Source organism: Paenibacillus sp. FSL E2-0177 (assembly GCF_037992975.1).
In the GTDB taxonomy this organism is placed as follows: domain Bacteria; phylum Bacillota; class Bacilli; order Paenibacillales; family Paenibacillaceae; genus Paenibacillus_AQ; species Paenibacillus_AQ odorifer.
On sequence record NZ_CP150307.1, the window covers coordinates 47,375 to 71,944 of the forward strand.

Here is a 24,570-nt window from a genome sequence, read left to right on the forward strand (position 1 = left end):
CTCATATAATATGTTAAGTTGTTTTTACGGGAAAAGCTGAAGGTGGGTGAACGCCTTGAAAATGTATGAAAAGGCACCAGCTAAAATTAATTTGATGCTGGATGTGCTGCACAAACGTGCTGACGGTTTTCATGAGGTGGAAATGATTATGACCATGGTAGATTTAGCAGACCGCTTAGAGCTGTCTGAGCTGCCAAGGGATACTATTATAATATCAAGTCAGGCTGGTTATATTCCCCTGGACGAGAAAAATTTAGCTTTCCAGGCGGCAAGGCTTATTAAAGACCGTTATAACGTGAAGAATGGGGTACATATCCATCTGGATAAAAGAATTCCGGTTGCGGCTGGCCTGGCTGGCGGCAGCAGTGATGCCGCAGCTACGCTACGCGGTCTAAACCGTCTGTGGCGTCTGGGTATTCCTGCGCAGGAGCTACAGGAGCTTGGCGCTGAGCTGGGTTCTGATGTACCTTTCTGCGTCACAGGCGGCACAGCCTTGGCTACAGGACGAGGCGAAAAGCTGACACCAATCAATAACCCGCCACAATGCTGGGTTGTGTTGGCGAAACCACCGATCAATGTATCGACTGCAGAAGTGTATGGACGCGTTCGGAGCAATAATATAGCGGTTCATCCTTCTGCTCGAAAGATGCAGCAAGCGATAGAAGCTGGAGACTTTGGGGGCGTGTGCAACCATCTAGGCAACGTGCTTGAAGATGTTACCCTAAAGCTGCATCCAGAGGTTCAGCAGCTTAAGGAAGCGATGATAAAGCTTGGAGCAGATGGCGTACTGATGTCAGGCAGCGGACCTACCGTATTCGGGTTAGTGTCCAAGCAGTCTAAAGTAGCAAGGATTTACAACGGACTGCGAGGGTTCTGCAAGGAAGTCTACGCAGTGAGATCACTGAATTAGTCTGCTTCTCTTGTGTAAACCCGTACAAAAGTGATATATTTTTCTAAAATATTCGGTTTTGGCGAGGAGCATTCCGTGAAGAAATTAAAAAGAAGCCAACGTTTGGTAGACATGACTCAGTTTTTACTTGAGCGGCCGCATGAACTACTGCCGCTGTCTATATTTGCCGATCGCTATGGAGCGGCTAAGTCCTCCATTAGTGAAGATTTGGCAATCATAAAAGAAGTATTTGAAGGTGAAGGCATCGGAGAGCTGCAGACTTTAGCTGGTGCAGCGGGTGGAGTACGTTATATCCCGGTTATGCCTAAAGATATGGCGCTTACCTTTGTGCAGCGCTTATGTGTGCAGCTAGAGCAGACTGACCGGATATTGCCTGGCGGTTATTTGTATATGTCGGATCTACTTGGGTTGCCGTCTTTGATGGAACAGGCGGGTAAGATCATCGCAACGGCCTTTTACGGATCGGAAATCGATGTGGTGATGACCGTTGAAACGAAAGGCATTCCACTAGCCTATGCAACAGCAGCACAGCTAGGCTTGCCGGTAGTGCTTGTGCGACGTGACCATCAGGTTACAGAGGGATCAGCAGTAAGTATTAACTACGTATCAGGATCTCATAAAAGCATACACACAATGTCTCTCTCCAGACGTGCACTCAAGGAGAAATCGCGAGTACTTATCGTAGATGACTTCATGAAGGCGGGAGGGACTGTACGTGGTATGGTCGATCTGCTCGGTGAATTTAATGCCGAGGTTGCTGGGGTAGGCGTTTTAGTGGAATCAGGCGCTGTAGAGACGGAAGAGCGTCTGTTGCACGATTACGTGTCCTTGGTAAAACTAAGTGAAGTAGACTCGAAAGAGCGGAGAATTTCGGCGCATCCGGGCAACTACTTTTCCTCTTGATTAGCCATTCTCTTACATTTTCAAAAAGCGTGGAAATTGTCGAAAACGTAAGGAATATTAAGAAAACTACTCGATGTATGTCGAAAACAACATATCCCAAAAAATATATTTCTTTTTTAGGTATTTTATGGAATCAAAAAGAAGGAATTCGCTTTGCTGTGTGGAATTATACACCAAGTCTCTGATGGAAAAAGGTGGTGAACACACACATGCAAATTACGGATGTCAGACTCCGCCGCGTTAACTCTGAGGGGAGAATGAAAGCAATCGCATCCATTACCATCGATAACGAGTTTGTTGTTCATGACATTCGCGTCATCGATGGCAATAATGGGATGTTTGTTGCAATGCCCAGCAAGCGTACACCGGACGGCGAATTCCGCGATATCGCGCACCCGATCTCTTCGGGAACACGCGAGAAGATTCAATCCGCGGTTCTGGCCGAGTACGATCGCGCCGCTACGGAAGAAGAAGAAGTTATTGAAGAGGGAGCTTAGGCTTCCTCGGAAGACGGCTACCTTTTGGGTGGCGTAGGATCCGCCGTTTTTGATAAGATCACACCGACATACACTTCATGAATTAGCAGCCTGATCTTGCAAGAAAAGCTATTGCTGGTGAAGGATTTGACGACATCTTCGAAAGGCAGCGATAAATGCTTTTCTAACTTGGGGTTTATAGAAAAGAGAACCATGACTTCATGGTTCTCTTTTCTTTTTGCCCGGAATGAGATATATTCAGTAGTGAGTTCAAGAGTAGGAGGTTGGCATTCTTGAAAAGAATGGCTGTAGTACTTGCCGCAGGTCAAGGCAAGCGAATGAAATCTAAATTATATAAGGTGCTGCACCCCGTTTGCGGTAAGCCGATGGTAGGGCACGTGCTTGATACAGTAAAAGCGACCGGATGCCAGCGCACCGTTGTTGTTGTTGGGCATGGCGCAGAGAAAGTTAAGGCCTATGTAGGTGAAGGAGCGGAATACGTTCTGCAGGAAACTCAGCTCGGCACTGGCCATGCTGTCAAACAAGCAAAGGATTTACTTGCTGGCGAAGAAGGAACAACTATAGTTATTTGTGGAGACACACCACTCGTAACCACGGAGACCCTGGAAGGACTCATGGCGCTTCATGAACAGCGTAATGCGGCTGCAACCGTATTGACAGCTGTTATGGAAAAGCCTACAGGCTACGGAAGAATTATTCGTGGTGAAGATGGCGGCGTTCTGAAGATTGTAGAGCAGAAGGATTGCACTACTGAAGAAGATGCCGTTCAAGAAATCAATACAGGCACTTATTGTTTTGATAATGCTAAATTATTTGCTGCACTCGAGAAGGTAACGAACAGTAATAACCAGCAGGAGTATTATTTGACTGATGTGATTGGGATTCTTCGTTCACAAGGGGATACCGTACTAGGATATCAGACCCATGACGCAGCTGAGTCTATCGGCGTTAATGATCGTTTAGCTTTGTCCGAAGCGGAAGCCTTTATGCGTCAACGTATTAATCGTAAACACATGCTGGGCGGTGTGACCATCATTGATCCAGCCTCCACTTATATCGGAGCAGATGTAGTTATCGGATCAGATACTACGCTTTATCCAGGAACCATCCTGAAAGGGAAGACTGTAATCGGGGACAATTGTGTGATCGGACCGGCTAGTGAAATCGAAGACTGTCAGATTATGGATGATGCAACGATTAAGCAGTCCGTATTGAATCAAGCTCAAGTCGGCGCACGGACAACCGTTGGGCCTTTTGCCTATTTGCGTCCAGGCTCTGTGCTTGGAGAAGAAGTTAAGGTTGGAGATTTCGTCGAGATCAAGAATGCTACTATTGGTGACGGTTCAAAAGTGTCACATCTTAGTTATGTCGGCGACGCATCTGTAGGTAAGAATGTAAACGTCGGGTGCGGTGCGATTACCGTTAACTACGACGGGTATAATAAATTCAAGACAACAATCGCAGACGATGCCTTTATTGGCAGTAATGTTAACCTTATTGCTCCAGTTACTGTGGGCAAAGGGGCTTTTGTTGTAGCAGGTTCGACAATTACACGTTCCGTTTCCGAGAACGATCTGGCTGTAGCTAGAGTAAGACAAGAGAACAAACCGGGATATGCAGAGAAGATCCGTTCCCGTGCAAAAGCGAAGAAAGACCACTCGAGTCCATCGTAAAGCGTTGCTAAGAAGCGCCGGACGGACTTATATTTCCGCGCCGGCGCCTTTGGAAAGCTAAATTCCGTCACGGAGGGTTTATATTTTATGACTTATTGTGATTCCAAGTTAAAGATTTTCACCTGTAACTCCAATCCTAAGCTAGCTAGTCAAATTGCTGATTACATCGGGATTCCGATGGGTGAATCACACACCACAAGTTTCAGCGATGGAGAAATTCAGGTCAAGCTGTCAGAAAGCGTTCGGGGATGCCATGTTTATATTGTTCAATCCACTTGTGGCCCTGTAAATGATAACCTGATGGAGCTTTTGGTTATGGTAGATGCGCTTAAACGTGCCTCCGCAAAAAGCATCAACGTGGTTATCCCTTACTACGGATATGCCCGTCAAGATCGTAAAGCCCGTTCCCGTGACCCCATTACCGCTAAGCTGGTAGCGAATCTAATTGAAAAGGCTGGCGCTCACCGTGTAATCACGATGGATCTTCATGCCATGCAGATTCAAGGATTCTTCGATATTCCAGTGGATCACTTGCTTGGTGTACCGATTCTGGCTCAGTATTTCCGTTCCAAGCAAATCGAGAACCCAGTTGTCGTATCGCCGGACCATGGCGGTGTAGTACGTGCAAGAAAGCTTGCTGATTTCCTGAACGCTCCACTGGCTATTATAGACAAGCGTCGTCCAGAACCTAACGTCAGCGAAGTTATGAACATCATCGGTAATATCGAAGGCAAAACAGCCATCCTGATCGATGATATCATCGATACCGCTGGAACGATCGTACTTGGTGCTAATGCTTTGATGGAAGGCGGCGTGAAGGAAGTATACGCATGCTGTACACACCCAGTATTGTCTGGTCCTGCACACGAGCGTCTGGAGAATTCTCCAATCAAAGAAATTATCGTGACGGATACCATTCCAATTCGCAGCGCGAATCCAACCTCTAAGCTCAAGGTGTTGTCCGTGGCTCCACTTATGGGTGAGGCAATTATCCGCGTTCATGAAGAGTTGTCGATTAGTAAATTGTTCGAGATTGAATAAATATAACGAATGAATAGTACAAAAGGGTTACACCTCCGTTCTCGGAGATGTAACCCTTATCGGCGTGCTACAGGTAGAACTACTGGATTTAATATCCGGGACGGGAGACAAAGGTGAATAAACTGCGGTTATATAGTGTCCCTTGTAGCTCCACGAAAGCTTCGTCTACCGCTGTTAATACACCGATATCAATATGCACGTCGCCCTTGTATATTTCCACGGGCACAGCATATTGGATGTGGTACTGAAAATGGCGTTGATGTGTCAATAATTCGCCTTTGTGCGGCATGGGTTATCACCTGTCTTCGGAGTATAATTTCGCTCTGGTTGCACAGAGATATGTAGATTAGATCTATTGTACCAAAAACGGACTCCTCTTGCCGGAGAGCCCGAACGGAAAGGAAAGGTTCGATAATGAAATGGATTGTCGGATTGGGAAATCCCGGAACACAGTACGCGAAAACAAGGCATAATGTTGGCTTTATGGCTTTGGATGAGCTTGCTGCCCAGAACGGAATTGCCTTCAACCAGAGCAAATGTAAATCCGTCATCGGTGAAGGGGTCATTGGTGGCGTCAAAACCGTATTGATTAAGCCCATGACCTTTATGAACTTATCCGGTGAGGCCGTTCGCGCTTATATGGATTATTACAAAGTTCAACTTGAAGATATGATCGTCGTTTATGATGATTTGGATACAGAAATCGGAAAAGTCCGCTTGCGTTATCAAGGAAGCGCTGGTGGACATAATGGAATTAAATCCATCATACAGCATGTAGGAACACAGAATTTCAATCGGGTACGAATGGGTATTTCTCGTCCTGAGCCAGGTTTTGCTATTGTCGATTATGTTCTTTCTACTTTTCCTAAGAAGGAAAGCGATCCGCTTAAGCAAATGATCCTTAATACTTGTGATGCACTGGAATACAGCTTACAGCATTCATTCGAGCAGACAATGGCTAAGTTCAATGGTTAATCTGTAAACCCTGTTGTTTTTAAGGCTAAAGATGAAGCTGCCCGGACATACTGAAGGTATATAGTACCTTCAGGAGGCATATAGATGGCAATAAACTATGTTTGTAGGCACTGTAAGACATCTCTAGGCAGTATTAATAGAAGTGATGTTACAGAAATGCAGTTGGGCCTTCATTCCTTGACCCCTGCGGAGCGCAGAGATATAATAGCGTATAATTCAGAAGGTGAAATCACGGTAAAGGTTACTTGCGACTATTGCAAGGAGGCTTTAGAGAACAATCCGGAGCTTAGCCTGCTGACAAGTCCGCTTCAGTAAGGTGGAAGCGCCTGTCTCTATCGTCATCCGCAAGCCTTGGCGTTACAGCTGAGGCTTCTTTTCGATTCCAATCATAATAGGTGACGGTGGCTATGCCACCGTTAGCCTGTTTAGTAAGAGAGGTGCGCCTGTTGTTACAAGGTCTTATAGAAGCTTTTTCCAAGGATCCCGATTTCCAGTCTATCACCCATGGTGTTGCTGCAGGTATGAAAGAGCAGCTCATTTCGGGGCTTACAGGTTCTGCTAGACAGATTATGCTTGCAGCATTACATGAAGAGACAACTCGTCCCTTACTTGTAGTGACTCATAATATGTTTTCGGCCCAGAAGATGGCCGATGATTTGCAGGAAGCGCTTTCCCCTGACCGGGTTCTGCTCTATCCCGCCAATGAACTAGTGGCTGCAGAAGCGGCTGTATCAAGCCCAGAGACACTGGCTCAGCGTATAGATGTGCTGACCAAATGCGCTCAGGGCTTCCGTGGTATTGTTGTAGTTCCTTACTCAGGAGTGCGTAGATTGCTGCCAGCCCCAGAGGTTATGGCAGAGGCACAAGTCACCGTTTCCCAAGATGGAACGCTTGCTCTGGATGAATTTTTGATGTCCATGATTGAAATGGGCTATGAAAGAGTAGAGCGGGTTGAAAATCGTGGTGAACTGAGCGTACGGGGTGGAATAATTGATTTTTATCCAATGACATCTCCTTTTGCTTATCGGGTTGAGTTATTTGACGATGAGGTTGATTCCATAAGAACTTTTGATCCAGTGGATCAGCGTTCTATTGATAAGGTACGTAGTGTGAAGATTACACCGGCTAAAGAGATTATAGCTAGTAGATTGCGCCAGGAATCTGCTTCTGCTGAAGCCTCAGCTATGATGGAGCGACAGTTGGAGAAGATGGCGGATCGCCAGGCGAAGCTCAGGCTGCGGGAAGAAATTGGCCGTGAGCTGGAAATGCTGCGGGAAGGTACTTATTTCCCGGAGATCTATAAATATATCAGTCTTTTATATCCTGAACGCTCTCATTTATTTGATTACATGGCCCAGGATACCATTCTTATTCTAGATGAGCCGACAAGACTGCTCGAAACGGCGAGACAGCTTGAACGGGATGAATCGGAATGGAATCTGCATTTGCTGCAAAACGGCAAATCATTGCCGGATCTAGATCTCTCTGTCGATACGGATGTTGTTATGTATCAGCGCCCGTTCCAAAGCCTGTTTATGTCAATCTTTTTACGTCAGGTTCCGCATATTCAGCCTCAGAACATTCTTGGGTTTATCAGTCGTGGAATGCAGGATTTCCATGGCCAGATGAATGTGCTGAAATCGGAAATGGAGCGTTGGCAGAAGTCCGGTGTTAAGGTAATGATGCTTGCGAGCAGTGAGGAACGGATTGAACGAGTGCGCAGAGTTCTTTATGATTACGGCATTAACGAGCCGATGATTGTACAAGGAAATCTGGGTTCTGGTTTTGAGCTGCCCTCTATTCATCTAGCTGTTATAACTGAGGGAGAAATGTTCTCTCAGAAGCAGCGGAAGGCACGGAAGATCTCCAAAGGAATAGATAATGCAGAACGGATCAAGAGTTACACAGAGCTGAAAATCGGTGATTATGTCGTCCATCAGAACCATGGTATCGGAAAATATATGGGAATCGGCACGCTTGAGGTCAGCGGTATTCACCGTGATTACATGCATATTCTGTATGCTGGCGGCGATAAGCTCTCAGTTCCGATTGAGCAGATTGACCTGATTCAGAAATATGTCGGTTCCGAAGATAAAGAGCCGAAAGTATATAAGCTAGGCGGCAACGAATGGACACGAGTGACCAATAAGGTTCGTTCCTCCGTTCAGAATATTGCTGATGATTTGATAAAGCTATATGCTGAGCGCCAAAGTGCCGCAGGATATGGTTTTGAAAAGGATACACAGGAACAGCATGAATTTGAAGAAATGTTCCCTTACGAGGAGACCCGAGATCAGCTTCGGGCTATCGAAGAGATTAAGAAGGATATGGAACAAAACCGGCCAATGGACCGATTGCTTTGCGGTGATGTTGGGTATGGTAAGACTGAAGTGGCTATTCGGGCGGCTTTTAAATCAGCGATTGAAGGTAAACAGGTGGCGGTGCTAGTCCCGACAACGATTTTGGCTCAGCAGCATTATGAGACCTTCCGGGAACGTTTCGCTAATTACCCGCTTAATATTCAGGTCTTAAGTCGTTTCCGCAGCCGTAAAGAGCAGAACGAGACGATTAAAGGCGTTAGGGCAGGAACTGTCGACGTAGTTATCGGTACACATCGTCTGTTATCTCAGGACCTTGTATTCAAGGATCTGGGGTTATTAATTGTGGATGAAGAACAGCGTTTCGGCGTGACTCATAAAGAAAAGCTGAAAAAACTGAAAACGAATGTAGACGTTCTTACGCTGACTGCAACTCCAATTCCTCGTACGCTACATATGTCGATGCTCGGAGTGCGGGATTTGTCTGTCATTGAGACCCCGCCAGAGAACAGATTCCCTGTACAGACGTATGTAGTGGAGCATAGCCAGACCCTTACGCGGGAAGCTGTAGAGCGGGAATTAGCCCGTGGTGGTCAAGTCTATTATCTCTATAATCGTGTGCAGGGCATTCAAGAAATGGCCGCTCAAATCTCTATGCTTGTTCCTGAGGCTAGAGTTGGCATCGGACATGGTCAAATGTCGGAATCTGAGCTGGAGAAGACCATTCTCGATTTCCTTGACGGAGAATACGATGTGCTCGTCAGCACAAGTATTATTGAGACGGGCGTAGATATTCCGAACGTTAATACACTTATTGTGCATGATGCGGATAAAATGGGCTTGTCTCAGCTCTATCAGCTGCGTGGACGTGTAGGCCGGTCCAATCGGATCGCTTACGCTTATTTCACGTATCAACGGGACAAGGTGCTGACAGAGGTTGCAGAGAAACGTCTGCAGTCTATTAAGGAATTTACGGAGCTGGGCTCTGGTTTCAAAATAGCGATGCGAGATCTGTCTATTCGCGGTGCAGGTAACTTGCTGGGTGCAGAGCAGCATGGCTTTATCGCATCCGTGGGGTTTGATCTGTACTCACAAATGCTGGCGGAGGAAATTCGTAAGCGTAAGGTTACTGTGCTTGGGGAGGAAGATACATCCCTGAAAGAAGGCAATACAGTCATTGATTTGTCGATTGACGCGTATCTGCCGTCAGAGTATATTTACGACAGTATCCAAAAAATTGAAATTTATAAAAAAGTGGCGGCAGTAACCTCCTTCGATGATGCTTCCGAGCTTGAAGATGAGCTCTTGGATCGGTTCGGTGAGTTACCTGAAGCCGTGGTGAATCTACTATCGGTCGCTCGTTTGAAAGTGTATGGAAAAATGTATGGCATTGATTCCATGATTAGACGCGGAGATGATGTTACCTTGAATTTCTATGAGGGAAGTCTCGGCGCTTTAGACACAGCGAAACTCGCCAAAGTTGGAAATAGCTTCGAAAGACGTGTACAATTTGATAGGGATGCGAAAGCCAGTATCCGGGTCAAATCGAAAGATTTAAGTGATAAACAGCTGCTTGACTTGCTTGAACAGTTTCTTAAGGAAGCTAAACAGTCTTTTAAATCGAAGGGAGAACTACACAATGTCGTTAAATAAAACAAAATCATGGAAAGTGCTGCTCGTTTCATTGGCAGCGGCAGTTTCCTTTTCTATGCTAGCAGCATGTGGAAATAGTGCGGATGATAATCAAGCTGTGGCCACTTATAAAGGTGGAACGATTACACAAAAGGAATTTGCAATGGATCAGAAAATCATGAAATTTCTCTCTCCACAACAAGCGCAATATTTAGAAATCGATGCGTTTAAGGAGTCCATTCTGAAGCAAGAAGTGGGCTTTGAATATTTGGCTTCCCAAGCAACGGATGAAGCGAAAAAGCAAGCGGAGAAAGAAGCCGATACTCAAATCGCAAGCATTAAGGAACAGTTGGGCGATACCTATAAGAAGACATTGAAAGATGCTGACGTTACAGAGAAAGATATTCGTACTTATATGGAGCGTGTGCTGACAGTTTATCAGGATATGCTGCTTAAAGTGACTGATGATGAAGTTGTCAAAGAATTCGAAGCGACTAAAGGCGACTTTACGGTTGCCACACTGCGTCATGTGCTAATTGGTCTGACAGATGCAGACAACAAAGAGCGTACCAGCGAAGAAGCGCTTAAAATAGCGAAAGAAGTTAAGGCGAAGCTGGATGGCGGTGCTGATTTCGCAGCCATCGCTAAGGAATATTCTGACGATACTGGCTCTAAAGAGGCAGGCGGAGAATATAAAGATAAAGCTGTAGGCACTTATGTGGAGGAGTTTAAGAAGGCTGCTCAGACCTTGCCTCTAAATACCATCAGTGATCCTGTAGAAACTTCTTACGGTTACCACATCATCAAGGTGGAGTCCCGTACAGACAAGACTTTTGACCAGTTAACGGATGAGCAAAAAGAAGGCATTAAGAGCTCAATTGTATCCAAGAACCTAGAAACGTTCATGGAAAAGGATCTGGAAGCCATTATTGAGAACATCAATCTGCCAAAAAGCTCTGCTGCCGCAGATGAAACCGGAACAAATAGTGGAACAGAAGCCACTACAGCTCCAAGCGCATCCCCAAGTGCTTCTCCAAGTGCTACAGATGCCGCTGAATAAACATCGGTAAATATGGACAAGCTTACCTTAGAAAAGCCATCTTCACTTAAAGTGAAGATGGCTTTTTATTTCGCAGAAACGGTTGAAGAACTACCTTTATCTTGATGCAGATATTAATACATGTCAGCTTATGTATAAGGATCTGGGAAGAGATGAATACTATGGTCAGATATTACGATAAATCACTGGGATTATCCTTTCCCATAATGGACAGTAGTAAGACCATACTTCTTAAGAAAGCGGGGCACATGTGAAATGAAAGCTACTGGAATTGTTCGCCGTATTGATGACCTCGGACGCGTGGTTATTCCCAAAGAAATTAGACGTACTCTTCGTATTAGAGAAGGAGACCCACTGGAAATATTCGTCGATCGGGACGGTGAAGTCATTCTCAAGAAATATTCTCCGATTGGTGAGTTGGGTGACTTTGCAAAAGAGTACGCGGAGTCATTGTTCGAAGGTACTGGACACATTACGATGATTGCTGATCGTGACACCTTCATTGCCCTTGCAGGCGGCTCCAAAAAAGATTATTTGGAGAAACAGGTAGGAGTGCTGCTGGAGAAAGTCATGGACAGCCGTAAGACTGTGTTAGAAACCAATGAAGGCAGTTATGAAATTGCTAAAGATCATCCGGATTTGGTGTCCTCATATGTAGCCTCACCGATCATTTCCGGTGGAGATCCTATTGGTTGTGTAGTGATGGTGAGCAAGGATGATTCGGCGAAGATGGCGCAAATGGAAATAAAAATGGCCGAAACGGCTGCCGCTTTCCTGGGCAAACAAATGGAGCAGTAATCTTAATTTAGACCCCGCTTTCCTTTTGGTAAGATATACAAAGGGCAAACGGGGTTTTGTCGTTTACACAAAACCGTTTCTACTTGTGGGCATACATACGTTATAATATAGAAATTCATCCCATCAAAGTTGTAGAAGCAGGTATTATATGAAATCTAATACACAAACATCACGATTGCTGCAAGGCGCATTTATCCTTAGTGCCGCGGCCATTATCTCAAAGCTTATTGGCACACTTCAAAAAATTCCGCTGCAAAATCTAGGCGGAGATGCTGTATTTGGTATATACAACACAGTGTATCCCTTGTATACAATGCTGTTAACGGTAGCTATGCTAGGTCTGCCTGCGGCGATCTCCAAATTTGTCGCCGAAGCTTCGGCTGGGAGACGCGATGAAGAAGGCCGCCGGATTCTACTATTATCCGCGCTAATTACAGGCATCAGCGGCTTGATTATCGGCGCCATCACCTATGCAGGTGCACCCATCATTGCCGAATGGGTAGGTAACTCACATGTAATGCCTGCCTTGCGGACAAGCGCCTGGGGTCTGGCTGTTGTCCCTGTCATGTCAGCCATACGCGGGTACTTTCAGGGGCTGCATAATATGGTTCCTACAGCCGTGTCACAGATTGTAGAGCAGTCTGTACGGGTTACAGTGATGATTATTCTTCTGTTATATCTCACTTCGCAGGGAGCAGGAGCCGAGAGTATCGCTGCTGGCGCGCTGCTTGGTTCTGCCGGAGGGGGAGCCGCAGGGCTTGTAATTATGCTGCTGTACTTGAGACGTCACCGCCGGAGGGTAAAACAGGAAGCTGCTGCTGAAGTAGCTGCTGCTGTCGAAAGTCAGCGTGTAAGAGCGCTGGATGCAGGACATGGACTAGGTTCCAAACAAGGGTTTATGGGCATTAAAGCAGGTACACTGCTGGCTTATGGAATTCCCGTAATGCTAGGTGCACTGGCTATGCCTCTTATCGGTCTTGTAGATGTATTCACTGTGCCTCGACTGCTGTCGTCTGACGGAAGTGAAGTAGCTGCGATGGCCCAGTTTGGTGTGTACAATCGGGGTTTGCCACTTGTGCAGATTATAACGATGATTGCCACCTCACTGTCTGTTGTGTTCATTCCAGCTTTGGCGGAAGCGAAGTACAAGGGAGATATGAAGCTGATTGAGACCCGCTGCAGCTTGTCGCTGCGTTGGTTCTGGCTGTTAGGTCTAGCGGCCTCAGCGGGCCTTGCAGTGCTTGCTGAGCCGATTAATATGGCTCTTTACGGCGATACCGCTGGCAGCAGCACAATGACTTGGCTGGCTTTTACCGCTGTTGGCGGTACAGTCAGCATCATCTCTGCTGCGCTCCTGCAGGGCCTCGGCTACGTGCGCGCCCCGGCCCTGCACCTTTTGGCCGCCGCGCTGCTCAAGGCGGCCCTGAACCTGCTGCTGGTTCCGCAGCAGGGCATTACCGGCGCGGCCATCGCTGGCGTGGCCGCGCATTCGTTCGCAGCAGCGCTTAACGTGCTGCTGCTGTACCGCCAGGGCCATCTGCGGCTTCGCCTCGCAGATGCCCTGGCACGGCCCGCGCTGCTCACAGCGGGCCTGGCTCTTGCCGCCGCAGCTGCCAGCTGGGGCACTGGCGCCGCGGCTACGGCCGCTGGCATCGGCGGCGGACGCACCGCCAGCTTGGCGCAGAGCCTGCTCGGGGTGCTCGCAGGCTGCGTTGTCTTTGCCGTAGGCGCGGTGCTGCTGCGGCTGCTCAGCGAAAGCGAGCTTCGCCAGCTTCCGGGCATCGGCCCGTCTCTGGCGGACAAGTTCAAAAAGCTGCGTTTATTTCCATAATTAACCCGCTTAAAAGGAGGAACAGATATGAGTGCAACATTAACAGTTGTTGGTCTCGGGTCAGGTAATCCCGATCGGCTGACACTAGGAATTATAAAAAAACTGAAGGCAGCATCCGTTGTCTACGTTCGTACCCAAGAGCATCCAGTCATGGCTGCTCTCACCGAGCTTGAAATCGCCACGCAATCCTTTGATGGACTGTATGAAACATTAGCTTCGTTTCCTGAGGTTTATGCTGCAATTACTTCAAAATTGATTGAAGAGGCTCGCTCCGCCGCAGAGGGTACAGATATTGTCTATGCGGTTCCGGGGCATCCCATGGTTGCAGAGTCAGCTGTTTCACAGCTGCGTCAGCGTTGCCCGGAAGAAGGAATAGAACTGCAAATATTAGGCGGGGAGAGTTTTCTGGACGAGGCGTTTGTGCGACTGGGGTTCGACCCTATTGAAGGCTTCCAGTTATTAGATGCTTCAGGCATTCGCAGCGCTCAGCTTCAACCTGAATTGCATACTCTGATTGGCCAGGTTTATGACAGCTTTACAGCTTCGGAGACAAAGTTATGTCTGATGGAGCTGTATCCGCCCGAATATGAAGTGGTGGTGGGTCATGCCCTTGGCGTGGAGAACGAAGAAAACATTGTGACTGTTCCTCTATACGAATTGGATCGGCTTGAGGGTTATGGTAATTTGTCTCTGGTCTATGTACCTGCGAATCGTGAGGAGAAGCTAAGAAATCGTACTTTCGCTCGCTTGCATGAGATTGTCGATATTTTGCGTAGTCCGGACGGTTGTCCGTGGGATCGGGAGCAGACTCATGAATCTTTGCGTAAAAATCTAATCGAAGAAACCTACGAAGTGCTGGAGACGATTGATGAGGATGACCCAGACCATATGAAAGAGGAGCTGGGCGACCTTTTGCTGCAGATCATGCTGCACTCCCAAATGGAAGAGGAGCTGGGCACGTTTAACGTATTTGACGTCATAGAAGGACTGAATGATAAGCTTATCTTCCGCCATCCCCATGTATTTGGTGACAAGAATGCGAATGACGCTGAAGAAGCTCTGATCAATTGGGAGGGCATGAAGGCGGAGGAGAAGCGGCGTAAAGGCGTGAAGCCAGAGGAATTATCCGCCCTCAGTGGGGTTCCGCGTGATTTGCCCGCTCTTATGAAGGCGTACAAGCTTCAGAAAAAAGCATCCAAGGTGGGCTTTGATTGGGACAACGCTACGGATTGCTTAGCTAAGGTTCGTGAAGAAATAGAAGAGCTGCAAGAAGCCATCGATACTGATGCAGCCGCCGAGGATCAAATTCTGGAGCTGGGCGACCTGTTATTTGCTGTTACCAATGTTGCCCGATTTATTGGCGCAGATCCGGAAGAAGCTTTAACCCGGACCAACCGCAAATTTGTGCGTCGGTTTCAGTATATCGAGCAAAGTCTGCGAGCCAAGGGTATGAGTGTAGAAGATAGTAGCTTGGAAGAGATGGAAGAGTTGTGGCAGGAGGCAAAGACTGAGGAACGAAAAGTATAGTAATTTTCTCAGACTATGTACGGTATACGGACCTTAAGATGAGGCAATGCTGTGAAAGTAGCATTCATCTCTGATTTAGATTATGGCGAGTAGTTTAATAGTGCTATAGAATAGATTCTGCGACGATTTCTGAGAAATAACTGTTTCTTTTTTAAAAAAACGACGATTCGTGGCAGGATTTTAAGATGACATCAAGAATATCATAAAGACGAAATGACGACTTGCCCCATAATATGGCGGTGAATCTCGTTTCATTTATTTTTTCGTATCCTAGGAGGAACTTTAAATTATGAACAAGACAGATTTGGTAAACAACATTTCCGAGAAAAACGGATTGGCAAAAAAAGATGTAGAAGCAGTATTGAACGGATTCTTGGGTGAGATCACAGAAGCTTTGGCAAAAGGCGATAAAGTTCAACTGATCGGTTTCGGTACATTCGAAACTCGTAAACGTGCAGGACGTACTGGTCGCAACCCGCAAACGGGCACAACGATTGAAATTCCAGAATCAACTGTACCGGCATTTAAAGCTGGTAACAAGCTTAAAGAAGCCGTTAACTAATGCGTCTTGACAAATTCCTGAAAGTGTCCCGATTAATCAAGCGCCGTACAGTGGCCAAGGATGTGTCCGAACAAGGCCGGGTGCTGATTAACGGGCGGGAATCTAAGCCAAGTAGTGCAGTTAAGATCGGTGACGAGATTACTGTGCAATTTGGACAAAAGCTTGTAACGGTCAAAGTCGAAAAGCTAGTCGAAACGACACGCAAGGACGAAGCCGCTGGTATGTATACTCTACTTCGGGAAGAGCCTGTTGCCAAAAGCACCGGCTTGGACTGGTAGGAGTAACATAGTTAATAGTAAAAAAGAAGGCACAACTTTACATATTGTAGAGTTGTGCCTTCTTTTTTCTTTTTTTATCTCTCTTATTTTAGTGGATTGGAATGTTCTATAACTTCTTCTACTGCCATAGATTAGAGGTAAGAAGGAGGGGTACATGCTATGATCGAGCCAGGAAAGGTAAATAAACAGCATGATCTGCACATGCGCAGTCGTAAACAGCTAGAGTTGACGGGCGTGCAAAATGTGGAGAGCTTTGATAGCGAGGAATTTTTGCTTCGTACAGAACTCGGCCATCTCACCATTCGCGGGAATCATTTACATATCAAAAATTTAAGTCTGGAGAATGGACTGTTGTCCTTGGAGGGCAATGTACATTCCCTGATTTATCTAGATCCCGGATCGCAGGGCAAAAATAAAGGTCTACTCGGTAAGCTATTTAAATGAATCCTGCAGTTCAGTGGCTGACGCTGTTCTACATGATATTGGCCGGGGTGACAATGGGACTGGCCTATGACAGCTACCGGGTGCTGTCGCTCAAGTTCAATTTTCCCAAATGGCTGAATGCCATGCTTGACCTGCTGTATTGGCTTTGTGCTGCTTTGTTTGTTTTTAGAATGCTCTATGCCGGAAATCAGGGGCAATTGCGATTTTATGTCTTTTTAGGTTTATTTCTAGGAATATGGATCTATTTTTTGATCTTCAGTGTTACGGTGCGGCGTTTTGTGTTAATGTTAATTCAATCGGTTCAGTATATGTGCAGATTGCTATGGAGACTTGTGGAGATTCTAATAGGTAAACCTCTTCGCTGGCTTTGGCGCCTTATTATAGGGTTGCTAGTGCTGCTAGGTCGTATTCTATTATTCATCCTTAAGCTTCTGCTGCGTCTAACGAAGCCAATTTGGGTATTACCAGTAAGGTGGATTTCTCCATGGTTATCTCGGCTTAAGCATAGCGCCTGGATCGTGAAGATTACTGGATGGATTACCAAATGGCGGAAACGCTGACCTTTGAATTAGGGGGTACGCTGCATGAACAGATTCACTGCGGAAGAGAAAAGTAATCCCAGCAAAAATTCGGCCGCAGGCGCGAAGAGAAGAAGAGTCATGTGGATTCTCTTTGTGGCAGTATTTTTTGGCTGGGCGGGTTATACTTACTTCAATCAAAGTGCGGCAATTACGGACAAGGGCGAGCAACTGGCCAAGAAACAAAAGACTAGTGAGAGTGTCACAGCATCTTTGAATCAACTGAAATATGAAGTGTCCAGACTTAATGATGATGAGTATATTGGCCAATTAGCGCGTAAATGGTACAATATCTATCCTCAAGGGGAAACTCCTATTCGAACAGAGCAATCAGAGCAATAATACTGGCTAAAAGAGGCTTTTACTCTGTTGCCTTGCTTTGCTCTTTACTGTATAATCAAATCACCGCAGACAGGATGACCTTAATATTCGTCTGTATATTTTTAAGGGAGGATCATTTTATTCTATGGCAATTGAAGTGGGCACCAAGTTAGAAGGCAAAGTGACAGGCATCACGCATTTCGGAGCATTTGTGGATCTGTCAGGAGGTGTCACAGGTCTCGTTCACATCTCGGAAATCGCCGATAATTACGTCAAGGATGTTAACGATCATCTGAAGATTAGTGATGTAGTAACCGTCAAGGTGATCAACGTCGATAAGGACGGCAAGATCGGACTTTCCATTAAGCAGGCTGTTGACAAGCCAGCATCGGAAGTACGTCCGCCTAGAGCTCCAAGACCAGAACGTCCTAGCGGCGGAGACCGTTTCGGCGGCGGTGGCGGCAGTGGTGGAGGCGGCGGTGGATTCAATCGTGAACGGGGTGGGCGTCCATTTAAGCCTGCAGCCGGTAAACCTTCATTCGAGGATAAAATGTCGCGATTCCTGAAAGACAGCGAAGAACGGATATCTTCGATTAAGAAGAACACAGAAGGAAAGCGCGGAGGCCGTGGAGCCAAACGCGTATAATCCAATACCTGTACATCATAAATAACCGCAAGGGCATTTCGCCCTTGCGGTTTTTTTGTCGTGTCATATAAACTTGCCGACAGCATCCATGTCATTCTCACATAACTCTAGGGCAATCGCTGGCGAATGACCGCCAGGCTTGCGCCTAAAACTGCACTGGAAACAAGCTTAAGGAGAAGCAACCTACTGCGGCGCAAGGGATCGATCTATTTTTTTAGGAATAATGAACAAAGGCTTTTTTGTCGGAAATTTCTTATGACTGTCCCTCCATTTCTGACAAACTTTCTCAAATGACCCGCTATATAATGAGAACCATAAATTCTTAAACGGGTGGTGTAGGGAAATGAGTAAAAGCAATGTGGTGAATTTGCCAGAGTGGACAAGAGTGGGAAGCGAAGATAAGAAGCAGAGACAAGCCTTAGGCACGCGTATTATAGCTTGGGGTCAGAAGCAGCGATATATTCAGCTTATTACAGCGAAGAAGTGGATGCTTCTGTTAAGCTTTATGGGGTTTCTGCTAGGTAGAGCTATGATTCTGGACGAGCTGTCCCCTTTTGCTGTCGCATATTTTGCCGTCATTGTGTTTATGCGTCGAGACTCTATGTTACCTGTAGCAGGTGCTATTATAGCTGGAAGTCTCTTCACTCCGTTTCCGGGTGCCTTGGTTACTACGGCTGAACTAATTATATTTTTTCTTGTTTATAGAGGGCTTGAAAGTTTCGAACGAATAGATTTGTCTTATGCACCCCTTATGGTATTCGTATCCTCGTTTATGGTTGGCCTGTTCAAGATTGTTCTCGGACCGTCTCTTTCCTGGTACCCCTTTATGATGACAACTCTGGATGCTTTACTTGGGTTTGTTCTTACCCTTGTGTTCATTCAGGCACTTCCTCTACTAACTTACAAACAAAAGAGCAGATCGCTGAGGAACGAGGAGGTTTTATGCCTTATTATTCTGTTAGCCTCCGTAATGACAGGCCTTGTGGGCTGGACCCTTAATGGTTGGTCATTAGAGCATATATTGTCTCGTTATTTAATTCTGCTCTTTGCCATGGCGGGGGGCGCTCCCCTCGGTGCAGCTGTTGGGGTGGTGACGGGGTTGATCCTCAGCCTGGCCGATATCAGTGCTATCTATCAGATGAGTCTGCTTGCTTTTTCCGGAATGCTAGCGGGAATGATGCAGGGTGGGCGAAAGGGTGCGGTATCTATTGGCATGTTGCTAGGATCAACGATCCTTTCCGTCTATTTTACGGGTCCGGGTGATATGATGGCCTCAACATGGGAGACCTGCGCAGCAATAGTGCTGTTTCTAATAACGCCTAAGGCGATGATATCGGCGATTGCAAAATATGTACCGGGCACGTCAGATCATAGCCGATCTCAACATGAATATGCCCGCAGGGTCAGGGATCTGACTGCAGAACGGGTCACTCAATTCTCACAGGTATTCCAACAGCTCTCCAGTAGCTTTGGTCAGATTCCACGTGCCGGAGAAGTGGGCAAATCGGATCGTGAAATGGAAGATTTTATGAATACGGTCACAGAAGGCGCCTGTGCTGGATGCATTCGCCGTACCCACTGCTGGGATGCAAAATTCTATCAGACATATAGATACATGACAGATATGATGACAACTGTTGAGGAATGCCCTGATATTACGGCTGCTCAGCTGCCACCGGAATGGAGCCGTATTTGTGGCAAAACCGGAGAAGTGCTTGAGGTCATGAAGGGACAATATGATCTCTACCAACATGATATGCGGTGGAAAAGACAAATATACGATAGTCGCCAATTTGTTGCCGAGCAGTTGTCAGGCGTGTCACAGGTTATGGAAGACTTGGCCAAGGAAATTAAGCGTGAGGGACAGGCCATGTATCGGCAGGAAGCGCAAATCCGCGAGGCTCTTGAGAAATTGGGACTGTCTATTCATGGCATTGAAATTTTAAGTCTGGACCCAGGACGCGTAGAAATAGAAGTAGTGCACGCTTATAATCGCGGTTTTGATGAATGCCGTAAAATGATTGCCCCACTCCTCTCCGACATTCTGGATGAGAATATTGCTGTCATGAGTGAGACGGCGGTTCATCCCCGGGAAGGACTCTCGATGGTTACCTTTGGTTCAGCCAAAGCCTTTGAGGTAAACACGGGTGTGGCAGTTGTTTCTAAAGGTGGAGATATGCTATCTGGCGATAGTTTCAGCACCGTAGAGCTTGGAAATGGCACCTTTGCAGTATCCATTAGTGATGGTATGGGGAATGGTGAGCGGGCAAGGATGGAGAGCAGTGCCGCACTCGGCATGTTAGAAAAGCTGCTGCAATCCGGAATGGATGAGAAGCTGGCTGTAAAGTCGGTCAACTCAATTCTTTTATTACGCTCCCCTGATGAATTCTATGCTACTGTGGACATGGCTTTAATCGATCAATATTCTGCGCAGACAACGTTTATGAAGATTGCTTCAGCACCAAGCTTCATCCGGAGGGGGAGTGAGGTCATTCCAATAACCTCTAGCAATCTGCCGATAGGAATCATTAAAGATATTGATGTGGATTTAATCAGTATGCAGCTTCGCCCTGGCGATATTTTAATTATGATGACAGATGGTATTTATGATGCGCCTGGATATGCCGTTAATAAGGAGATATGGATGAAACGGATGATCCAAGAGCTTGAGGGTGATGATCCTCAGGATTTAGCGGACAGCCTGTTGGAGAAAGTGATCCGTTATCAGGGTAATGAGATCCTTGATGACATGACTATTGTCGTCAGCCGTCTTGATCATTTCCATCCGGAATGGTCCAGCCTGCATATGCCGGGCATCGGCCGTATGGAGCGCCCGCGTACGGTAAGTTAGTTATTTTAGGTTTAGTAGGTTTTAATGTTGGGTACGCGCGAAGCGTCGTATTGCTTGTATAGTTTAAGGCACGCGCAAGATATCGTGCCGCTTGGGGGCACGCGCGAAGCGTCGTGTTGCTTGTGAGTTTGTAGCACGCGTAAGGCGTCGTGCTAATGGAGGCAGTCGAGGCGAGTCCGTGATGTGTAACTCGCCGGCCTCTACTATTCTCGTTTCAATGGTCGGTTGACTTGGGACGGAGTCTGTAGATCTAAACTGTTTACTAGTGAAGGTATGGAACGGAGAGAAAGTTTGGAGCTGTAGAAGCGGAGCGTTCGCCTTTGTCCTCGGATTCCAACCGCGAGAGGCGGTTCTAATCAAGGAATCTGAGGACAACAGCGATCGAAAGCCCAAACATTTCTCGCAGTTCCCCTATTCACTACCCCCCCCTATTTGATCGAAATTCCCACACTTAATATCGACCGTTTGAAATCTCTCATTTCTGGATATGCTAGAAACAGAGGTTCAAACAAAGGGGGAGTTGAGGGTTATGAAGCAAATTATGCTCATTACTGACGGTTGTTCGAATGTAGGAGAAAGTCCGGTGTTGGCAGCGGCGCATGCCCTTCAGGAGGGAATCACCGTAAATGTGGTCGGTGTAGTTGATTATGGTACGATCGGTGAAATCGGCAGCCGGGAGATTGCCGACATTGCCAAGGCCGGGGGAGGCCTTAGCCGAATAGTCGGAACACCACAACTGGCGCAGACGATTCAGATGATGACACGCAAGACCGTGGTTCAGACGATCCAGCAGGCGGTTAATAAAGAGGTAAAAAAGATACTAGGCGATGGCTCACTGGATCAGCTGCCTCCTGTTCAACGTTCACAGGTTGTTACAGTTGTAGATGAACTCACAGAAACAACGCCGCTGCGCATTGCACTTCTTATCGATGCCAGTGCCAGTATGAAGCCTAAACTGGGTGCTGTCGAAGATGCAATTCGCGATTTGGCGCTCAGTTTAGAAGCGCGGGAAGGCAAGAGTGAGATTGCTGTGTTTCATTTTCCCGGAAATAACAGCAGTGAAGATGCCAAGCTTGATCTGGATTGGACGCATGACATGTCAGGTATTCGTACGCTATTCTCTAAATTACACATGAGAGGCGCAACACCGACTGGCCCAGCTATTTTCAAGGTGCTTGAACATTATCGTTATGATACACTGGATGAACATCGTGGACGCCGACTAAGCGATGACCACGACGAAAGAGAAGGGATGATTGGTGGGTATGTCGTCTAATCCGTCCTATCCTACTGGTACCTTAATTAACGGCAAATGGCGGGGTAACCGTTATGTCGTTGAGCGGATGCTGGGAAGGGGCGCGAACGGAACCGTATATCTTGTGCAAAGAGAAGGCAGACGGGAAAGGTACGCGCTAAAAATCGGATACGATACACTTGAACTTCAATCGGAGATCAATGTACTGACCTCGCTGCAATCGCGACGAAAGCGGAATGAACATCGGGCTCGTCGTGAGAATCCATTGTCTTCTTATTTTTTGGAAGCGGATGATTTTGCGAATGGGGATAATATCCCCTTCTATGTGATGAGGTATGTTGAAGGCAAACCGCTGCATCATTTTTTATCGAAAAACGGTCCCGATTGGTTAGGCCTGGTAGGTCTTGGTCTGCTTGAAAAGCTGCGCACACTGCATGAATGTGGATTTGTGTTCGGTGATTTGAAGCCCGAGAACGTCATGGTATCTAAATACGGTGAAGTGGAACTGATCGACTTTGGGGGCACAAGCCCTATTGGTCGTAGCGTGAAGCAGTTTACCGAATGGCATGATCGTGGTTTCTGGAATGCGGGCAGTCGAATCAGCGATGAGGGTTACGATCTTTTCGCATTTGCTGTGCTGTGTCTTCGTTTGCTCAATGAAGAAGGGCTCAAAAAGGCAGCCTTACAGCTGCCGCAGACGAGAAGTGTGGACGAATTATTTAAGCTGGCTAGAAATTTACCCAATAAGAAACTATCCTCCTGGATTTGTATGGCGTTAAAAGGGGGGTTCTCAGGCTCTGCGGATGCTACTGAGGTCTGGCGAAACCATATTTATAACTCGCGCAGAAAGCGCCCGGATAGTATGGACACCCCTCGGTGGTTAAAAAATGCATTCGCATTGTCTTTGTTTTTGCTCGCCTTTACGATTTATTGGGTATTCCGTTTTTGAACTCATACATATAGTTGGAGAGAGAGGGGGGCGCATATGGAGCAAATGAATGGACTGGTGGAGTCTGTATTGGAGTCAGCAGCCGAGCATGAGCTGTGGGCGCCCCATGACACCATTGTAGTCGCAGTTTCCGGCGGCCCGGATTCTGTGGCTCTTTTGCATGTTTTACATGAAATATCTTTAAAATTTATACCGCTTACCTTAATATGTGCTCATGTGAATCATGGATTTAGGCCGGAGTCGAAGGAAGAGGCAGAGCTCGTACGTGGTATGGCTGAAGAATTGGGACTGCCCTTTGAGTTTGCGGAATTCGATATTCCCTCCTTGGCTAAAGAGAGTGGACTTGGTCCTGAGGGTACTGCACGTGAGAAGCGGTACGAATTTCTGATTGATACGGCGCACCGATATGGGGCGCGTTCTGTTGCTCTGGCTCATCATGCTGATGATCAGGCAGAAACTGTAATTATGCGTCTATTACGCGGAAGTGGCTTATCTGGACTGTCGGGTATCAAGTGGAAAAGAACAGAAAAAAAGGTGGAACTCATTCGCCCATTCCTACGTATTAACAAAACAGCACTTTTAGGGTTATGCCAAAATGAAGGTTTCACTTATGCTGAGGATGCCACCAATCTGCTGACGAAATATAAGCGGAACGCCATTCGTTTGGAAGTTCTTCCTTTTCTGGAAAAGTATAATGGTAGAGTGAGGCAATCCCTCGTACAGCTTGCGGAAATTGCGGGAGCTGAAGATGAGTATATGGAAGCGTCTGCGGCAAAATGCTTTGAAGAGCTAGTTTCGGAAGGGGATGGGAAATACACCTTTAACAGAGCTTCATTTGCTGCCATACCCTCCGCTTTACAACGGCGTTTGATTAAACTAATATTAAATTATCTGTCGGCGGATTTATCTGCCCTTGATTTCCCCAAGATTGAAGCTGTACGTCGGGGAACGCTGCAGAGCTATCCCACCACCTGGAGCTTGGATTTGGGTGGAGGCCTGACTTGTGTGCGGCAATATGATAGTATCTTGTTCTCGTCCAAGCCCACGACGCCACAGGCAAGCTATACATATCGTCTGTTTTTACCGGACTCTGAGCTTAAATTGGAGGAAATAGGTAAGGTGATGTCGATGGCGGTACTGGAGAGAGAAAACTTTTTTGTACAGGGGGAGGATTATGGGAAGATGTCGGCTTGGTTTGACCGTGATGAACTGGTCTTTCCACTGACGATACGATCCCGATTGCCTGGAGATACCATAAGGATCATGGGATTAAACGGAAGCAAAAAGGTAAAAGATATTTATATTGATGATAAAATACCTGCTTCCGAACGGTCATTGATTCCCCTCGTTTGTGATGGTTTGGGCAATATCGTCTGGATTCCGGGCGTAAGACGCTCGATGCATGCCGCAGTAGGGCGGCACACGACCTCCGTACTTCTATTGTCTCTGGCAGAGCTGGATGACCACGAAGTCACGTAATGGTCGAAGTAAGTCTTTCATAGTATAACTTAGGAGGTTTCG

General features: G+C 46.8%; 23 protein-coding genes. 22 read left to right on the forward strand and 1 reads right to left on the reverse strand.

What is annotated here, in order from left to right; genetic code table 11:
* Positions 1-55 precede the first annotated feature (55 nt).
* From ispE to MHI25_RS00240, 5 genes are all read left to right on the forward strand, one after another.
* Entirely contained in the window at positions 56-910 is an 855-nt protein-coding gene (ispE, locus tag MHI25_RS00220; RefSeq protein ID WP_076194958.1) for a 4-(cytidine 5'-diphospho)-2-C-methyl-D-erythritol kinase, read from the forward strand.
* A 75-nt stretch (positions 911-985) separates the two neighbouring features.
* Complete coding sequence (gene purR / locus MHI25_RS00225; protein WP_036678807.1) at positions 986-1,813, forward strand: pur operon repressor; 828 nt, start codon at positions 986-988, stop codon at positions 1,811-1,813.
* A 209-nt stretch (positions 1,814-2,022) separates the two neighbouring features.
* Positions 2,023-2,310, forward strand: a complete 288-nt coding sequence (spoVG, locus tag MHI25_RS00230; RefSeq protein ID WP_020425826.1) for a septation regulator SpoVG — start codon at positions 2,023-2,025, stop codon at positions 2,308-2,310.
* 272 nt (positions 2,311-2,582) lie between these two features.
* Positions 2,583-3,983, forward strand: coding sequence for a bifunctional UDP-N-acetylglucosamine diphosphorylase/glucosamine-1-phosphate N-acetyltransferase GlmU (gene glmU, locus MHI25_RS00235; protein ID WP_076138495.1), 1,401 nt, complete (start codon positions 2,583-2,585; stop codon positions 3,981-3,983).
* A gap of 87 nt (positions 3,984-4,070) precedes the next feature.
* The gene (locus MHI25_RS00240; RefSeq protein WP_036678796.1) at positions 4,071-5,024 is read left to right on the forward strand and encodes a ribose-phosphate diphosphokinase; all 954 of its coding nucleotides are present in this window, start codon (positions 4,071-4,073) and stop codon (positions 5,022-5,024) included.
* 88 nt (positions 5,025-5,112) lie between these two features.
* Here the strand turns inward: MHI25_RS00240 and MHI25_RS00245 are convergent, their stop codons facing one another.
* A complete protein-coding gene (locus MHI25_RS00245; RefSeq protein WP_036678792.1) occupies positions 5,113-5,313 on the reverse strand; it encodes a hypothetical protein in 201 nt (66 codons plus the stop codon).
* A gap of 125 nt (positions 5,314-5,438) precedes the next feature.
* Between MHI25_RS00245 and pth the strand changes: the two genes are divergently transcribed.
* The 17 genes from pth (at position 5,439) to tilS (ending at position 24,528) form a co-directional block, all read left to right on the forward strand.
* Entirely contained in the window at positions 5,439-5,999 is a 561-nt protein-coding gene (gene pth, locus MHI25_RS00250; protein ID WP_076130069.1) for an aminoacyl-tRNA hydrolase, read from the forward strand.
* A gap of 84 nt (positions 6,000-6,083) precedes the next feature.
* Positions 6,084-6,314, forward strand: coding sequence for an anti-sigma-F factor Fin family protein (locus MHI25_RS00255; RefSeq protein ID WP_036678789.1), 231 nt, complete (start codon positions 6,084-6,086; stop codon positions 6,312-6,314).
* 131 nt (positions 6,315-6,445) lie between these two features.
* Complete coding sequence (mfd, locus tag MHI25_RS00260; protein WP_076186834.1) at positions 6,446-9,970, forward strand: transcription-repair coupling factor; 3,525 nt, start codon at positions 6,446-6,448, stop codon at positions 9,968-9,970.
* A complete protein-coding gene (locus MHI25_RS00265; protein WP_076282728.1) occupies positions 9,957-11,009 on the forward strand; it encodes a peptidylprolyl isomerase in 1,053 nt (350 codons plus the stop codon). The genes mfd and MHI25_RS00265 overlap by 14 nt, the downstream gene beginning before the upstream one ends.
* Positions 11,010-11,264: 255 nt before the next feature.
* Positions 11,265-11,807 carry a stage V sporulation protein T gene (gene spoVT / locus MHI25_RS00270; RefSeq protein WP_036678783.1) on the forward strand — a complete coding sequence of 181 codons (543 nt, stop codon included), beginning with the start codon at positions 11,265-11,267 and terminating at the stop codon, positions 11,805-11,807.
* A 148-nt stretch (positions 11,808-11,955) separates the two neighbouring features.
* A complete protein-coding gene (locus MHI25_RS00275) occupies positions 11,956-13,638 on the forward strand; it encodes a polysaccharide biosynthesis protein (RefSeq protein WP_340394792.1) in 1,683 nt (560 codons plus the stop codon).
* 27 nt (positions 13,639-13,665) lie between these two features.
* Entirely contained in the window at positions 13,666-15,165 is a 1,500-nt protein-coding gene (gene mazG / locus MHI25_RS00280) for a nucleoside triphosphate pyrophosphohydrolase (RefSeq protein WP_076280240.1), read from the forward strand.
* Positions 15,166-15,454: 289 nt separating this feature from the next.
* Positions 15,455-15,727 (forward strand): HU family DNA-binding protein, encoded by a 273-nt coding sequence (locus MHI25_RS00285; RefSeq protein ID WP_036678778.1) that lies wholly within the window; start codon positions 15,455-15,457, stop codon positions 15,725-15,727.
* Positions 15,727-16,005, forward strand: a complete 279-nt coding sequence (locus tag MHI25_RS00290; protein ID WP_076130073.1) for an RNA-binding S4 domain-containing protein — start codon at positions 15,727-15,729, stop codon at positions 16,003-16,005. Before MHI25_RS00285 ends, MHI25_RS00290 begins: the two co-directional genes overlap by 1 nt.
* 159 nt (positions 16,006-16,164) lie before the next feature.
* Positions 16,165-16,449 carry a sporulation protein YabP gene (yabP, locus tag MHI25_RS00295; protein ID WP_036678773.1) on the forward strand — a complete coding sequence of 95 codons (285 nt, stop codon included), beginning with the start codon at positions 16,165-16,167 and terminating at the stop codon, positions 16,447-16,449.
* On the forward strand, positions 16,446-17,009 hold the full coding sequence (gene yabQ, locus MHI25_RS00300) for a spore cortex biosynthesis protein YabQ (protein WP_076186815.1): 564 nt from the start codon (positions 16,446-16,448) through the stop codon (positions 17,007-17,009). Before yabP ends, yabQ begins: the two co-directional genes overlap by 4 nt.
* Before the next feature lie 24 nt (positions 17,010-17,033).
* Positions 17,034-17,369 (forward strand): septum formation initiator family protein, encoded by a 336-nt coding sequence (locus MHI25_RS00305; protein WP_076130075.1) that lies wholly within the window; start codon positions 17,034-17,036, stop codon positions 17,367-17,369.
* Between the two features lie 124 nt (positions 17,370-17,493).
* On the forward strand, positions 17,494-17,994 hold the full coding sequence (locus tag MHI25_RS00310) for a S1 domain-containing RNA-binding protein (RefSeq protein WP_036678766.1): 501 nt from the start codon (positions 17,494-17,496) through the stop codon (positions 17,992-17,994).
* A gap of 343 nt (positions 17,995-18,337) precedes the next feature.
* Entirely contained in the window at positions 18,338-20,845 is a 2,508-nt protein-coding gene (gene spoIIE, locus MHI25_RS00315) for a stage II sporulation protein E (protein ID WP_076130076.1), read from the forward strand.
* Positions 20,846-21,374: 529 nt separating this feature from the next.
* The gene (locus MHI25_RS00320; protein ID WP_038568031.1) at positions 21,375-22,121 is read left to right on the forward strand and encodes a VWA domain-containing protein; all 747 of its coding nucleotides are present in this window, start codon (positions 21,375-21,377) and stop codon (positions 22,119-22,121) included.
* Entirely contained in the window at positions 22,105-23,049 is a 945-nt protein-coding gene (locus MHI25_RS00325) for a serine/threonine protein kinase (RefSeq protein WP_094902328.1), read from the forward strand. The genes MHI25_RS00320 and MHI25_RS00325 overlap by 17 nt, the downstream gene beginning before the upstream one ends.
* 36 nt (positions 23,050-23,085) lie before the next feature.
* Complete coding sequence (gene tilS / locus MHI25_RS00330; protein ID WP_076130077.1) at positions 23,086-24,528, forward strand: tRNA lysidine(34) synthetase TilS; 1,443 nt, start codon at positions 23,086-23,088, stop codon at positions 24,526-24,528.
* Positions 24,529-24,570: the final 42 nt, after the last annotated feature.